Genomic DNA, 15,975 nt, shown 5'->3' with positions numbered 1-15,975 from the left:
AATGAAGAAATTTCTACTGAGTAGAAAAACACTTTTAGATGAAATTATATAATTTTAGAGAAGGTACAGTTTATGTTTAATATAAGCTGTATCTTTTTATATCCTCTAAGATTTTATTATTAATATATAAGATTGAAAGGTGTTTGATGAAAATCTGAAAAATTGTTAAAATATACTTAAAGACTTTCAAAGTTTATATGTACATAAAAGTAAATGGAGGTAAAGAGATGCTAATTTTATCTAAAGAAGACATAAAAAAGGTATTTTCTATGAAAGATGCCGTAGATTCTGTTAAACAGGCCTTTTCGATTTATTCAGAAGGGAAAAGCATAGTTCCTCTAAGAGTGAATATAGATGTTGCTAAACAGAGTGGTCAAAGCTTATTTATGCCAGGATATGTTCCAGATTTAGATAGTGTAGGAATAAAAATAGTTTCAGTATTTCCTAAGAATGTAGAAAAAGGAATACCATCAGTACCAGCTCAAATGATTTTATTAGATGGAACCACAGGTGAGGTTTGCTGCATAATGGATGGAACTTATTTAACTCAGCTTAGGACAGGAGCAGCTTCAGGAGCAGCTACTGATGTGCTTGCGTCTACTGATGCAAAGGTAGCAGCTATTTTTGGAGCTGGAGGCCAGGCTATGTGCCAGCTTGAAGCATTGCTTGCAGTTAGAAAGCTTAAACTTGTAAAGGTTTTTTCCCTAAGTGATAGAGCTAAGAAATTTGTTGACGATGCCAAGATAGAATTAAAAGAATATGGAGTAGAAATTATTGCAGCAGAAAGTGCTGAGGAGGCAATAGAAGATGCTGATATAATAACTGCCGTTACAACCTCTAAAAAGCCTGTTTTCCCAGGAAATTTAGTAAAAAAGGGCGCTCATGTAAATGGAGTTGGTTCATATACGAGAGAAATGCAGGAGTTAGATGAGTACATCGTTGCAAAAGCGGATAAGGTATTTGTTGATTCAAGAGATGCAGTAACTGCTGAGGCTGGTGACTTTATTCAGCCTATGGAAAAAGGACTTATAAATCCTAATAGAATAAATGGGGAGTTAGGTGAAGTAATACTAGGCAAAGTTAAAGGAAGAGAAAATGATAGTGAAATAACTCTATTTAAGACGGTGGGGATTGCTGTGCAGGATGTGGTAACTGCAAATAAAATATATAAAAAAGCATTAGAAAATGGAATAGGTAAAGTGGTAGAAGTATAAAATTATAATTATATGGCAATAATATAAATGTACTTTTTTACTCATATTTATTAATACTACTTTGGAACTAGTAAATTAGAGCTAGTTCTTTTTTCTTTTTGCAAGATGTACAAGCATACATAACAATTTTTTATATCTATCTTTGCTTGTATTTAACGAATTCTTAATTTTTATCCCAATTAAGGCATCTTCAAAAAATAACTAGTAAGTATGCTAATATATTTTGCATCATGCTGCGCTGGCAGAAGCCGTTGATAGAACAACTATCCGCGGAGCTTGTCTCCTTGTTTTGCGCAAAATATCCGTCGCATCTTTAAAGTGTTATTTTATTTCAGATATCTAACTCTGTTCTAAAACATACAAAAATTTAATATAAATACTACAAAGATATATCAAATAATGATGTATCTAAAATCATTATATAAACAGTCTTTCTTTTATCACTTTATATGGAGGTTGAGGGATGAATTTTAAAGAATTAATAGAGCAGGATAGAGAAAAAGGAAGAAAAGACGAATTTGAAGGAACCTTATTAGAGTATCTCCAGATTATAAAAGAAAATCCGGAAGTTGCTCAACTTGCACATAGAAGAATGTATAATTTAATAACAGATCCAGGTGTGGAAATTTTAAAATCAGAAGAAAACCTAAGGATAAGAAAAATATATGGTAATGAAACAATAAAAAGTTATAATTTTTTTAAAAATGATTTTTTCGGCATTGAAAAAACTCTTATGAAAATAGCTAGTTATTTTTATTCAGCAGCTATGAATGGTGAAGAGTCAAGACAGGTACTTTATTTAGTTGGGCCTGTAGGTTCAGGAAAGTCTTCTATAGTAGAAGTATTAAAAAGGGCTCTAGAGGAAAGCGAACCTATATATGCTTTGAAGGGCTGTCCTATGAGAGAAGAGCCTCTCCATCTTATTCCTAAACATTTAAGAAAACAGTTTGAAGAAAACTTAGGAATAAAAATAGAAGGAGATTTATGCCCGATATGCAGACATAGATTAAAAGAAGAGTTTAAAGGACAGTATGAAAACTTCCCAGTGGTTAAAACAGGATTTTCTATTAGATCCAGAAAAGGAATAGGGGTAGTACCACCTGTTGATCCAAATAATCAAGACACATCAGTTTTGGTCGGATCAGTAGACATTTCGAAGATGGATTTATATCCGGAAGATGATCCTCGTATATTCTCCTTAAATGGTGCTTTCGATGTTGGAAACAGAGGATTGGTTGAATTTATAGAAGTATTTAAAAATGATGTAGAGTATCTTCATACTATTATAACTGCTACTCAAGAAAAATCTATACCATCTCCAGGAAAAGGTTCTATGATTTATTTCGATGGAGTTATAATTGCGCACTCTAATGAAGCTGAATGGAATAAGTTTAAATCAGACCATACGAATGAAGCTATATTAGACAGAATAGTTAAGGTTGAAGTTCCATATTGCATGGAGTTAAGTGAGGAAACAAAGATATATGAAAAGATATTAAAGAAGAGTCACTTTAAAGCTCATATAGCACCACATACTATTGAAGTAGCTGCTATGTTTGCTATATTAAGCAGACTATCTCTATCCAATAAAGTAGATCTTTTGACTAAGTTAAAGATTTATAACGGAGAAGAAATAGTTGAAAAAGGAACTACTAAGAAGATGGATATTATGGAACTTAAAGAAGAATCCGGAATAAGAGAGGGTATGGAAGGTATATCAACAAGATTCATTATTAAAGCTATAGATAATGCTCTTTCAGATTCAGAACATGATTGCATTAATCCATTAAGTGTAATGGAAAGTATCATTAAATCGATAAAAGATTTAGACGTAGCTGATGACTTGAGAAAGAAATATCTTGGATTAATTCAAGATAGCATAAGAAAAGAATATAATAAGGTTCTTGAAAAAGAAATAACTAAGGCATTTATTCAAAGCTTTAAGGAACAAGCTGAGAGCTTATTCAATAATTATTTAGATCATGCAGAAGCTTATGTTAATAGGACTAAAATTAAAGATAAATCAACTGGAGAACAGTTAGATCCAGACGAAAAATTTATGCGTTCTATAGAAGAGCAAATTGGAATATCAGAAGGTTCTGCTAAAGGCTTTAGATCAGATGTAACATCTTATATGTTCTATCTAATGAGAAAAGGTGGAAAAGTGGATTATACATCATACGAGCCTTTAAAAGAAGCTATAGAAAAGAAAATAACATCATCAGTAAGAGAGATGTCACGTATAGTTACTAAATCAAAAGTTAGAGATAAGGAACAGCATAAGAAATATAATTCAATGGTAGAAGAAATGAAGAAAAACGGGTATTGCGATCATTGCTGTGATGTAATATTAAAATATGCTGCTAATAATCTATGGAAGGATTGATATTATGGCAGTATTTAGAGAATTCAACCCTATAGGGCATGATAGGGCTGGCGAGGATAGGAGAAGACATAAAGAACTTGTTGAAGATTCGATAAAGAAGAATCTTGTAGATATTCTGTCAGAGGAAAGTATTATAGGACAGACAAAAAATAAAAAGATAAAAATTCCTATTAAAGGGCTCAAAGAATATCAATTTGTATATGGGAAAAATGTGCCTGGTGTAGGAAGTGGTGATGGCACAGAGAAAAGAGGAGACGTAATAGGCACCGAAAAAGAAGCCAAAGGAAGTGGAAATAAAGGGGCAGGTAATGAGGAAGGAGAAGACATATACGAAACTGAGATAACCATAGAAGAAATTATGGAATATGTATTTCAGGATTTAAATTTACCTAATTTGACTAAAAAGAGATTTTCTGAAATATTGTCAGAGGGTTCAAAGAAGAAGTGTGGTTATCAGAAAAGTGGAATCCCCCCAAGGCTTGCAAAGAAGAAAACTGTTGTTGAAAAGTTAAAAAGAAAACAGGGTATGAAAAGAGCGCTTAAAGAAGATGTTCAAAAAAATGGAATGAATGAAGAAGTGCTAAACCAATATTCTCTTGATGGAGAAGATCTTGTAGGGAGATTTCCTTTTAAAGAAGATGATTTAAGATATTATAGAGTAAAACCAACCAAGAAGAGAGAATACAGTGCAGTGGTAATGTGCATAATGGATACTTCGGCATCTATGGATCAAAATAAAAAGTATTTAGCTAGATCATTTTTCTTTATGTTGTATCAGTTTGTGAAAGCTAAGTATTCAAACGTGGAGGTTGTGTTTATTGCACACTCCACCACTGCTAAAGTTGTTACAGAAAATGAATTCTTTCACAAGGTTGAATCTGGAGGCACTTATATATCTAGCGGATACAATAAGGCTTTAGAAATTATTAACGAAAAATACAATCCGGCTATATGGAATATATATGCTTTTCATGTAAGTGATGGAGATAATTGGAGTGAAGATAATGATAGGGCTGTTAAAGCGGCTAATACATTGTGTGATGTTAGCAACCTATTTGGATATGCAGAAATTATGGCTTATGGATATACCAGTGCAATAAAAAAGAGATATTCTAATGAAGTTAAAAGAAAGAATTTTGTATCTGTAGCAATGAAAAAGAAAGAGGATATGTGGGATGCTCTTAGAGAAATGCTTACTGTAGAAATAAATAATGACTATTAATTTGTTAAAGGGGGTGAGGAATTGGAATACACTATAGCTGATCTGGAGATGTGGAATGACTTAATAGAAGAAAAGGCAAGGGAAGTTGGACTTGATTATTATCCACAGGAATTTGAAATCATAAACTATAATGATATGCTGGCATACGAAGTTTATGTAGGTATGCCTTCTATGTATCCGCACTGGAGCTTTGGGAAAGCATATGAAAAGCTCAGAACTCTGTATAATTATAATCTTACAGGGCTTCCTTATGAAATGGTAATAAACTCAAATCCGTGCATCGCATATTTAATGAAGGATAATACAATGCTGCTTCAAATATTAACAATGGCCCATGTTTATGGACATAACGATTTTTTCAAAAATAATAGAATGTTTAAAGAAGCCACAAGTGCAATCTATACTTTGGAAATGTTTAAAAATCATGCAGATATTATAAGGTCATATATTAACGATCCGAGTATAGGGTATGTAGAGGTTGAAAAGATGTTAAATGCAGCTCATGCTCTAAAATATCAGACAAATAGAGCTGTTGGAGTTAAGCATTTAAGCGATGAAGAGATTAGAAAAAGAAAAATGGAAGATTATAAAAGCATAGATATAAATTATAGTCCAATTGTACCGAGGGAAAAGCCAGAGCCTCCTGATGTTGAAAAAATACCACAAGAGCCGGTAGAAGATATATTAGGTTTTATATCTATGCATGGCGATTTGTTTGAGTGGCAGAAGAATGTTATAGAAATAGTTAGGGATGAAACAAAGTATTTTGTTCCTCAAATAGAAACCAAAATTATGAATGAAGGATGGGCCAGCTACTGGCATTATAATATTCTAAAGAAATTAGAATTACCTCAAAAGCTTTATCTTGAGTTTATAAAAAGACATAATGACGTTATTGTACCTCTTCAAGGAAATATAAATCCATATTTCTTAGGCTTTGAAATTTATAAAGACCTAGTTGAGAAATACGGAGAAGAAAAAATATTTGAGGTAAGGCTCATAGAAAGAGATGAGTCTTTCTTAAGAAGGTACCTGACAAAGGAACTTTGTACTAAGCTTAATTTATTCCAGTATATTAAGAAAGATAAGAATTATGTCATTGATGAAATATCTGATGATGAAGGATGGAAGGAAATAAGAAATACTCTAAGTAATAGTTGTGGCATGGGTGGTATTCCGAACATTAGAGTTGAAGATATGTCAAAAATGGATAAAACTTTAACTATTGAGCACGTCTTTGAAGGAAGAGAGCTTCAACTTCAATATGCAGTGGAGACTCTCAAACATGTAGTTGATTTGTGGAAGCATAAAGTAGTTTTAAAAACCAATCTAAATGGAAAAGATACAAAGATTGTATGTGATGAAAATAAGAAGATAACTTATGAATAATAGCGAGTTTGATTGTTTAGTAGTAAACAAAGCTCTTTATGCAGTTGCATAAAGAGCTTTAACTTGTTATTTTAGATGCCTTAAGGAAGCATTGCTGGAAAGTTAAGTCCCGTTTTTTCGTCTAGTCCAAACATAATATTCATATTTTGAATGGCCTGCCCTGCGGCACCTTTCATTAAATTATCTATAGCCGAACATACTATTACTTTTCCTGTTCTTTTATCTAATCTTAGACCTATGTGGCACATATTAGAACCCTTAACATATTTGGTTTCAGGCATATCTTCTGTAACTCCTACGAAAAACTCATCTTTATAAAAATCATTATATAGCTTATATAATTCCTCTTGTGACATATCAATAGTCAAGTTTGCATAACATACAGATAGAATTCCTCTATTCATAGGAACTAAATGAGGTGTAAAAACAAGAGTTAAATCACTTCCTAATAAATATGAAAGTTCTTGTTCAATTTCTGGAGTATGTCTATGAGATGCAACAGAATATGCTTTTATGGATTCGTTACATTCTGTATATATATTTGGTATAGCAGCATTTCTTCCTGCACCAGAAACTCCAGATTTAGCATCTATAATTATAGACTTAGGATCAATTATTTTAGCTTTTAAAAGTGGAGCAAGTGCTAAAATGCTCGCAGTAGGGTAACAGCCAGGGTTAGCAATTAGAGAAGCATTTTTTATGCTTTCACGTTTAAGTTCAGGAAGTCCATAAACTGAATCTTCCAGAAGCTCACTACATTGGTGTTCCAATCCATACCACTGCTCATAAGTAGCCTTTGATTTAATTCTAAAGTCAGCCCCTAAATCTATGACTTTTACTCCTTTTTCAAGAGCTTTTTTGTTATATCAAAAGATTTTCCATGGGGTAGAGCTATGAAAAGCACATCGATGCTATTTAATTTACATTCAGCTCTTTGCATATTTATGCAAATATTTTTATTGAAACCATAATAATTTTTATATATATCACTGTATAAGTCTCCTTCATAACTATGAGAAGAAAGAAAAACAATATTTGCATTTGAATGATTAGTTAAAAGCCATACCAGTTGTTGGCCTGCGTAGCCTGTGGAACCCAATATTCCTACATTAATCATCTTATCACCTCTAAATATTTTAAATTATTCATAAAAATAATTATACATAAGCTAATATAATTATGCAATAAAAATATGAAATTATTTAAAATGTATTGCATATTAATAACAATAAGAGTATAATTATTCTCATAAAATTTAATAAGGTTGGTGGAGCACATGTTGGAGGAAGAAAATTCTATACCTTTAGAAGCACTACATGATATAGATAAGTTTAAAGGTAAAACCTTTGTAGTAAAATATGGTGGAAGCATAATGAATGATGAAAACGCATCTAAAGCCTTTATTGAGGATATAGTTCTACTAAAGCGCTTTGGTATAAATATAATTATTGTCCATGGTGGTGGCCCGGAAATATCTAAGTGGTTAAAAATGACTGGTGTAAAAAGTGAATTTAAAAATGGACTTAGAGTTACTGATAAAAATGTAATGGATATAGCTGAGATGGTTCTTTCAGGTCATATAAACAAAGATATATCCGCAAGCTTAAGTAATCAAGGAATAAGCGCCATAGGGCTAAGTGGAAGAGATAGCAATCTAATTAAAGCAAAGAAAAAATATATATACGAAAATGGTAAGAAAATAGATATAGGTTTTGTTGGAGAAGTAGTAAGTATAAATAAAGCCTTTTTATTAAGTATTCTAGAAAGAGGAAGAGTGCCAGTGATTTCTCCTATAGCTTGTGATTCTCATGGAAATAAATATAATATAAATGCAGATTATGCAGCATCCTTTATAAGTTCCGAACTTAAGTGCGAAAAACTTATGATTCTTACGGATGTAGAAGGTGTATATAAAGATATAAATGATAAATCAAGTATTATTAGAAATATAACTACTGAAGATGTGAAGAATTATATAGATGAAGGAATAATAAATGGTGGAATGATACCAAAAATGGAGTGTTGCATAGAGGCTATAGAAAATGGAACAAAAGATATACACCTTATAGATGGCAGAAAGAAACACAGTTTGATTTCAAATATAGTATATGATTCTGGAACTAAGATTACTTCAAGGGGGAGAGAGAGAAAATGTCAAAAGGTAATATAATGAACACTTATGGAAGATTTGATATAGTTTTTGAAAAAGGTTTAGGAAGTAAGCTATATGATAGCAATGGCATAGAATATATGGATTTTGTATCAGGGGTAGCTGTTAACTGTCTAGGGCACAGCCATCCAGCAATAACGAAAGCTATGGCTGATCAGTGCAGTGAATTAATGCATATATCTAATTACTATTGGAGTAAGCAAGCTATTGAGTTATCTGAAAAGCTATGTTCTTATAGTGACCATAAATCTGTTTTTTTCTGTAACAGTGGTACAGAAGCTATGGAATGTGGAGTAAAGATAGGAAGAAAATATGGAAAGATAAAAGGTGGAGCAGATAAAAATGTAGTAATATACATGGAAAATTCTTTTCATGGTAGAACTATGGGTGCTTTGTCTGTAACAGGACAGAAGAAGTATCAAGAAGACTTTATGCCATTGATTGGTGGAACTAGAAGTGCTAAATTTAATGATATAGAAGATTTGAAAGATAAAATGGGTAGTGAAGTTTGTGCAGTTATAATTGAACCCATACAAGGAGAAGGTGGAATAAACTCAGCTGCCATTGAATATTTAAAGCAAGTTAAAGAATTATGTGAAAAGTATGATGCTCTTTTTATATTTGATGAAATTCAATGTGGAATGGGAAGGCTAGGAACTTTATTTGCTTATCAAAAATTTGGAGTGATTCCAGATGTTATATGCATGGCAAAAGGACTTGGTGGAGGATTTCCAATAGGAGCTGTAATGACTAACGAAAAAGCTTCTGTACTTGTACCAGGAGACCACGGAAGTACCTTTGGTGGGAATCCGCTCGCTTGTGCAGTAAGTCTTGCTGTTTTAAAGGAGTTAACAGATGGCGGAGTAGTAGATAAGGTAAATGAGAAAAGTGAATATATTATTTCTAAATTAAAAGATTTAAAAGAGAAATATCCAATAATAGAAGAGATAAAAGGAGTAGGATTATTACTCGGTATAAAGCTTAAGGTAGATGTAAAGGAGTTTAGCAAGAAGTGCTTTGAAAATAAGCTGCTAGCGGTTACTGCAGGGAACGATGTTATAAGGCTTTTACCACCACTTAATGTAGAGAATTGTGATATAGATAAAGCTATGGAATTATTGGAAAAGGTATTACAAAGTTATAATTAAAGCACATGATTAATATGTTACAGGGCATATATTGTTTACAATATATGCTTTTTGTCGCATTGATATTTTTGTAAATTATATGCTATTATTACTAATATAGGTTAAAATTGTATTAAGGTAACTATTTAGATTAGAGGTGATTTTGTGAGAATAAATTTACCGTATATAAGAGGATATTGGGAAGATTGTATTAAAAGTGATAGATTAGATGAAAATTTAGATTCTATAATAAGAGAATCCTGGATGAGATGTAGGAAGCTTAAAGTTAATCCTTTTAAAAAACATGTAGAAAAGTTATCAGAATGGGAAATGAACTTCATAATAAAGGAAAATGCTCAGTTAATACAGGTAGCACATCCTATAATGGAAGGTTTATATGATATAGTCGCTGGGTCAGGTTTTGTAATAGTACTTTCAGATAAGAATGGTTATATTATAGATGCTATAGGTAATCATGAGTTTAAAAGGTCAAAGGAATTAAATCTTGTGGTAGGGGCTAATTGGTCTGAAAAATCTGCAGGAACTAATGCTATTGGAACTGCTCTTTGTTTAGATAAGCCCGTTCAGATAATAGGAGCGGAACATTACTGTTCAAAAAATCACTGCCTTACTTGTTCTGCTGCAACTATACATGATGAAGAAAATAAAATTATAGGGTGCATAAATATGTCTGGAAACTATTCTGAAGCACATTCACATACTACAGGAATTGTAGCTTCGGGAGCCCGCTTAATTGAAAAGCATTTTGCTCTACAAGAATCTAATAAGCTTCTAAATGTAATATTTAATTCTATTTCTGAAGGAATGCTTGTACTAGATGAAGATTTGAAAATTAAAAGAACCAATAAAATGGCATCAAAAATACTGGGAATATCTGAACAGGAAATTTTAAGTACTGATATTAATTCGTTAACTAAAGATATGGATTTTATAAAGAAAATATTAAATATTGAGAATGTATACTATAACTTAGATTGTAATCTTTATATAAAAAACAGAAGAATTAAATGCAGCATGAACGCCTTTCCTATTATAGTTAATAAAAAAGCTAATGGCATAGTCATAACCTTTAAAGATGAGGGATATTTACATAAGATAGTAAATGTTATGGCAGGATATAATGCTAAGTACAATTTTGAAGATATAGTAACTAAGAATAAAGATATGCAAAGGACTATAGAATTTGCAAAAAAGCTGCTATAACTAACTGCAGCATACTTATAGAAGGGCCTAGTGGTACGGGAAAAGAATTATTTGCCCAATCAATACATAACTATAGCACTAGAAAAAATGGTCCCTTTGTAGCAGTAAATTGTGCATCTTTACCTAAGGAACTTATGGAAAGTGAACTCTTTGGATATGAAAAGGGAGCTTTTACTGGAGCGGCTAAAGATGGACATCCTGGTAAGTTCGAATTAGCTGATGGAGGAACTATTTTCTTAGATGAAATAGGAGAGTTGCCTTTAGATATGCAGTCCAAGCTTTTGAGAGTCCTGGATAACAATAAAATTACAAGACTTGGTGGAACTTATGAAAAAAGACTAAATGTTAGGATTATTGCTGCTACAAACCGTGACTTAATAGAGGAAATAAAAAATAAGAATTTTAGAGAAGACTTATATTACAGGGTGAATGTTATGAATATTAAGACTCTTTCGTTAAAGCAAAGAGTAGAGGATATTGAAATACTGGCTAACTATTTTATTCATAGATTAAACAGTGAGAACCCTAGCTGCTTCAAAGCTTTAAGTAGTCGCTATTTAGAATTAATAAGTAACTATAGTTGGCCTGGTAATGTAAGACAGTTGAGAAATGTTGTAGAACGCTCTTATTATTTATGTGAAAGTAATAATATTACAGAGGAGTATTTATATGATTACATCAATATTAAGAAGCGACTTTCTTTAGTAAATGATGAAGAGGTTGCAACCATAGATGATAAAAATTCTGAGGTTATGACTATAGAAGAAATGGAAAAGTCGAGCATAAGAAAGGCTATTAAAGAAGCAAAGGGAGATTTAATAAAGGCTGCCGAAATGCTCAATATAAGTAGAGCCACTATATATAGAAAAATTAAAAAATACTCTATAAATAGTTATTAAGTATTATAAAAAACATTGAAATCTCAAATTGAGATTATGAGAAATCTCAATTTGAGATTTCTCATAATTTATATACGCAAAATAAAGCTTAAGCACTTGGCATAGATTTTGCTATATAAATGGGTACAGGAAAAATTTAAATTATTAGGGGGTATAGGGATGCAAAGATTTACACTTCCAAGAGATATTTATTTCGGAGAAAATTCTTTAGAGGTATTAAAATCATTAAAAGGTAAGAAGGCTATTATAGTTGTTGGTGGAGGCTCAATGAAAAAATTTGGCTTCTTAGGAAAGATTGAAAATTATTTAAAAGAAACTGGTATGGAAATAAAGTTAATAGAAGGTGTTGAGCCAGACCCATCAGTTGAAACAGTTATGAATGGGGCTAAAGTGATGAGAGAATTTGGCCCAGATTGGATTATAGCTGTAGGCGGTGGATCACCAATAGATGCTGCTAAGGCAATGTGGATATTCTACGAATACCCAGATTTTACTTTTGAAAAGGCAGTTATTCCATTTGGAATACCAGAATTAAGACAAAAGGCTAAATTTGTTGCTATAGCATCAACTAGTGGAACTGCTACAGAAGTTACAGCATTTTCAGTAATAACTGATTACAAAGCTAAAATAAAATATCCTTTAGCTGATTTCAATTTAACACCTGACATAGCTATAGTAGATCCAGCTTTAGCTCAAACAATGCCACCTAAATTAACAGCTCACACAGGAATGGATGCTATAACTCATGCAATAGAAGCTTATGTAGCAACTGCAAGATCACATGTTTCTGACCCTCTAGCTATGCAGGCTATAGTTATGGTAAATGAGCATTTAATAAACTCCTATAAAGGAGACAAGGAAGCAAGAGATGAAATGCATATAGCTCAATGTCTAGCTGGAATGGCATTCTCAAATGCTTTACTTGGAATAGTTCATAGTATGGCACATAAAACTGGTGCTGTATTCCACATTCCACATGGATGTGCTAATGCTATATACCTCCCATATGTAATTCAATTCAATAGAAAAGCTTGTGAATCAAGATTTGCTACTATAGCTAAAACTTTAGGACTAGCTGGAAATACTGATGCTGAATTAACAGATTCATTAGTAGCTTTGATACAAGATATGAACAGAAAGTTAGATATACCTCTAACATTAAAAGAATACGGAATAACTGAAGAAGATTTTAATTCGAACTTAGACTTTATATCAAAGAATGCTATTTTAGATGCATGTACAGGGTCAAACCCAAGACCAATAACTGTAGAAGAAATGAAGAAAGTGTTCGAATGCACATACAGCGGTAAAAAAGTAGATTTCTAATAAAAAGAGTAAAAGCTTGCATATATAATATAATAAATCTCATTAATAAAAAAGAATCACCTTGGTGATTCTTTTTTATTTACAAACTATTTTACTATTAAGTCAAGAGCTTGTTTTAAATCTGCTATTATGTCTTCAACATTTTCAAGACCAACGGATAGTCTAACTAAACCATCGCTAATACCAGCAGCATGTCTCTCTTCTGCTGTATATGGTGAGTGAGTCATAGAAGCTGGGTGTTGAATAAGTGTTTCAGCATCGCCTAAACTTACTGCAAGAATTGAAAGTTTAACATTATTCATAACAGTTTTTCCTTCTTCAACTCCTCCTTTTAATTCAAAGGAAATCATAGCTCCTGGATGGCTCATTTGTTTCTTTGCAAGCTCATAATCTTCAAAGCTTTCTAGTCCAGGATAATAAACTTTATCTACTGCAGGATGTGCTTCTAAGAATTTAGCAACTTCCATAGCATTTTTACAATGTCTTTCCATTCTTATAGGTAAAGTTTTCATACCTCTTATGATAAGGTAAGCATCAAATGGACTAAGTACAGCACCTGTCATGTCCTTTAATCCAAAGAATCTAACTTGGTTTATAAAGTCTTGTTTACCAACAACAAATCCTGCTATAACATCTCCATGACCGTTTAAGTATTTAGTAGCAGAGTGAACTACAACGTCCGCACCTAACTCTAATGGTCTTTGAAGACATGGAGTACAGAATGTGTTATCAACAAATACAAGACAATCACTGTCATTTTTGTGAGCAATGTCAGATATTTGTCTAATATCATTAATTTTTAATGTTGGGTTTGCAGGACTTTCAAGATAAACTACTTTTGTGTTTGGTCTTAATGCTTCTCTTACTTCTTCAAGATTTGATGCATTTACAAAAGTTACATCAATGCCAAATCTTGTAAGACCATGATTTAAAAGAGCAAAAGTGCAACCATATAAAGTGTCGGATGCAACTACATGATCTCCAGCTTTTAATGCAGTCCAAAGAGCAGATGAAATAGCACCCATGCCTGATCCTGTAGCTACTGCAGCTTCTCCGCCTTCAAGTAGAGCTAATTTTTCTTCAACTTCTGTGCAAGTTGGATTTCCTAATCTTGTGTATATGTATCCGTTTTCTTGTCCAGCAAATCTGTTTCCGCCTTGTTCTGCTGAATCAAATATGAAGGTTGATGTTTGATATATAGGAGTAGCTAAAGAACCAAATTGCTTATCCCCAATATGTCCTCCATGTATTGCTCTTGTGTCAAAACCCATTTCCTTTATATTTTCCATGAGATTTATCCCCCTTATTTCTATAAAATATAATTTTGATTATATATAAAGCAAAACCCATGCCAATCGTTTAAGGGGCTATTTGTGTCAATGTGTAAAGAAAAGTTGCCATTCAATATTAAATTGTGGCAACTTTTCTTTACGTATGTAAATTATTCTTTACACTCTATATTATATTTTTTTATTTTATTCATTATAGTTGTATGAGATATACCTAAAGTTTTTGCAGCTTTTCTGAAGCTAGAATGTTTTTTTATTGCTGATAACAGTGCTTTCTTTTCAGCGATTTCTACCACTTCTTTGAGAGTAAAACTAAAATCATCTCTTTTTTCTTCATTTATATAATTTGTATTTTTTTCTAAATCTAAAATTAAGTTATCTTCATTAAGTAGATTACTATAACATAAGTTCATTGCTCTCTCTACAACATTTCTCAATTCTCTTACGTTTCCAGGCCATTGATATTTTACTAGTTTCTCGATAAATTCAGTTTCAGCACCTTTTATGTTTTTATCCAGCTGTTTATTTAATTTATTTATAAAAAAAGTAACTAACATAGGGATATCTTCAATTCTATCTCTAAGAGGAGGTATAAATATAGGTATTACATTAAGTCTGTAGTACAAATCTTCTCTAAAAGTTCCATCTTTAATCATAGATTCCAGATTTCTGTTTGTAGCAGCTATTACTCTTACATTTATCTTTTCCTCTAACACACTTCCTATCTTTCTTATGGTTCCTTCTTGAAGTACTCTTAAAAGTTTTGCTTGAAGGGAAAGAGAAAGTTCACCTATCTCATCTAGGAATATAGTTCCCTTATCTGCTATTTTAAAAAGACCATCTTTTCCCTCTTCCTTTGCACCGGTAAAGCTTCCTTTTGTGTATCCGAAAAGTTCGCTTTCTATAAGATTATCAGGAAGGGCAGCACAATTTATAGCAACAAAGTTTCTATCAGTTCTTGAACTCAAATTATGGATAGCTTTTGCAAAAAGTTCTTTGCCTGTACCACTTTCGCCTCGAAGTAGTATAGTAGAATTACTTTTAGCCACAGCAGAGCATATTTTTTTTACTTTTAAAATTGAAAAACTATTTCCAATAATATCTTTAAAAGCTATTTCTTCTTTTGATGTAATAGCATTAGATAATTCTATTGCTTCATTTATATCCTTAAGAGAAGCAACTGCACCTATAGTTTTTCCTTTATCATCTTTTATAGGACGTCCTGTGGTAATATAATGAATATGACCATTCTTATTTTTTATATGTACCTCAGTGTTGTCATAATTTTCTCCAGTTTTTAAAAGCTTAATCATAGGTGCTTCAAAGCCTAAAAATTCACCGACATTTTTTCCAAGAACACTTTCTTTATCTATGTGAAATATGTTCTCACAGTACTTGTTGAAAAGTTCAATTTCTTCGTTCTGGTTTATGGCCATAATACCATCCTGTACAGCGTCTATCATAGCAAGTAATCTTCGCTCATTTCTCTCATAAGGAAGCAACTCTACATCCTGAACTTCAAATACTTCACCTAAAGAAAGTATGCTGTTAATTAAATTCAGTTTGTTTTCAGTTTTTAAAATTTCAATTTTTATGTATGCTTTGCCGGGAAAAACTTCTAGAGAGTGTATATTTATATTATTCTCATAATGCTTTTTTAAAATATCCAGCACTATGCCAACTCGGTCTTTTGCTGTTATTTTAAGCCTTAGATAATTTTTCATTAATA

The 15,975-nt window shown here is 32.0% G+C and carries 9 protein-coding genes and 2 pseudogenes; 8 read left to right on the top strand and 3 right to left on the bottom strand.

Going from position 1 to position 15,975, the window contains the following annotated elements; all coding sequences use genetic code 11:
- Nucleotides 1–227: 227 nt before the first annotated feature.
- The 4 genes from RCG18_RS00390 to RCG18_RS00375 all read left to right on the top strand — a co-directional run bounded on the left by RCG18_RS00390 (nt 228) and on the right by RCG18_RS00375 (nt 6,211).
- Nucleotides 228–1,214: an ornithine cyclodeaminase family protein gene (locus RCG18_RS00390; RefSeq protein WP_308039471.1), complete on the top strand. Its 987-nt coding sequence runs from the start codon at nt 228–230 to the stop codon at nt 1,212–1,214.
- A 463-nt stretch (nt 1,215–1,677) separates the two neighbouring features.
- Nucleotides 1,678–3,600: a PrkA family serine protein kinase gene (locus RCG18_RS00385; RefSeq protein ID WP_308039470.1), complete on the top strand. Its 1,923-nt coding sequence runs from the start codon at nt 1,678–1,680 to the stop codon at nt 3,598–3,600.
- A gap of 4 nt (nt 3,601–3,604) precedes the next feature.
- Nucleotides 3,605–4,822, top strand: coding sequence for a sporulation protein YhbH (gene yhbH, locus RCG18_RS00380; RefSeq protein WP_308041932.1), 1,218 nt, complete (start codon nt 3,605–3,607; stop codon nt 4,820–4,822).
- Between the two features lie 21 nt (nt 4,823–4,843).
- Entirely contained in the window at nt 4,844–6,211 is a 1,368-nt protein-coding gene (locus tag RCG18_RS00375) for a SpoVR family protein (RefSeq protein WP_308039469.1), read from the top strand.
- A gap of 80 nt (nt 6,212–6,291) precedes the next feature.
- Here the strand turns inward: RCG18_RS00375 and argC are convergent.
- Nucleotides 6,292–7,328: pseudogene (gene argC / locus RCG18_RS00370) on the bottom strand (N-acetyl-gamma-glutamyl-phosphate reductase).
- 159 nt (nt 7,329–7,487) lie between these two features.
- Between argC and argB the strand changes: the two are divergent.
- The 4 genes and pseudogenes from argB (at nt 7,488) to RCG18_RS00350 (ending at nt 12,957) form a co-directional block, all read left to right on the top strand.
- The gene (argB, locus tag RCG18_RS00365) at nt 7,488–8,381 is read left to right on the top strand and encodes an acetylglutamate kinase (RefSeq protein ID WP_308039467.1); all 894 of its coding nucleotides are present in this window, start codon (nt 7,488–7,490) and stop codon (nt 8,379–8,381) included.
- Nucleotides 8,363–9,529: an aspartate aminotransferase family protein gene (locus RCG18_RS00360; RefSeq protein ID WP_308039466.1), complete on the top strand. Its 1,167-nt coding sequence runs from the start codon at nt 8,363–8,365 to the stop codon at nt 9,527–9,529. Before argB ends, RCG18_RS00360 begins: the two co-directional genes overlap by 19 nt.
- Nucleotides 9,530–9,673: 144 nt before the next feature.
- A pseudogene (locus RCG18_RS00355) lies at nt 9,674–11,631 on the top strand (sigma-54-dependent Fis family transcriptional regulator).
- A 159-nt stretch (nt 11,632–11,790) separates the two neighbouring features.
- Entirely contained in the window at nt 11,791–12,957 is a 1,167-nt protein-coding gene (locus RCG18_RS00350; RefSeq protein ID WP_308039465.1) for an iron-containing alcohol dehydrogenase, read from the top strand.
- Nucleotides 12,958–13,043: 86 nt separating this feature from the next.
- On the opposite strand, the gene megL is transcribed toward RCG18_RS00350, so the two are convergent.
- Both megL and RCG18_RS00340 read right to left on the bottom strand, forming a co-directional pair.
- Entirely contained in the window at nt 13,044–14,246 is a 1,203-nt protein-coding gene (gene megL, locus RCG18_RS00345; RefSeq protein WP_308039464.1) for a methionine gamma-lyase, read from the bottom strand.
- A 152-nt stretch (nt 14,247–14,398) separates the two neighbouring features.
- Nucleotides 14,399–15,970 (bottom strand): sigma 54-interacting transcriptional regulator, encoded by a 1,572-nt coding sequence (locus RCG18_RS00340; protein WP_308039463.1) that lies wholly within the window; start codon nt 15,968–15,970, stop codon nt 14,399–14,401.
- Nucleotides 15,971–15,975 lie beyond the last annotated feature (5 nt).

Source organism: Clostridium sp. OS1-26 (genome assembly GCF_030915445.1).
Taxonomy (GTDB): Bacteria; Bacillota; Clostridia; order Clostridiales; family Clostridiaceae; genus Clostridium_AM.
Note: the sequence above shows the minus strand (reverse complement) of the source record. Positions and strands in the feature narration are given on the sequence as shown.

What these genes read in the sequence shown, in the direction of transcription:
- megL (WP_308039464.1), bottom strand. Translation starts at nt 14,246, where the DNA reads ATGGAAAATATAAAGGAAATGGGTTTTGACACAAGAGCAATACATGGA.
- RCG18_RS00360 (WP_308039466.1), top strand. Translation starts at nt 8,363, where the DNA reads ATGTCAAAAGGTAATATAATGAACACTTATGGAAGATTTGATATAGTT.
- RCG18_RS00340 (WP_308039463.1), bottom strand. Translation starts at nt 15,970, where the DNA reads ATGAAAAATTATCTAAGGCTTAAAATAACAGCAAAAGACCGAGTTGGC.
- RCG18_RS00390 (WP_308039471.1), top strand. Translation starts at nt 228, where the DNA reads ATGCTAATTTTATCTAAAGAAGACATAAAAAAGGTATTTTCTATGAAA.
- RCG18_RS00385 (WP_308039470.1), top strand. Translation starts at nt 1,678, where the DNA reads ATGAATTTTAAAGAATTAATAGAGCAGGATAGAGAAAAAGGAAGAAAA.
- RCG18_RS00350 (WP_308039465.1), top strand. Translation starts at nt 11,791, where the DNA reads ATGCAAAGATTTACACTTCCAAGAGATATTTATTTCGGAGAAAATTCT.
- yhbH (WP_308041932.1), top strand. Translation starts at nt 3,605, where the DNA reads ATGGCAGTATTTAGAGAATTCAACCCTATAGGGCATGATAGGGCTGGC.
- argB (WP_308039467.1), top strand. Translation starts at nt 7,488, where the DNA reads ATGTTGGAGGAAGAAAATTCTATACCTTTAGAAGCACTACATGATATA.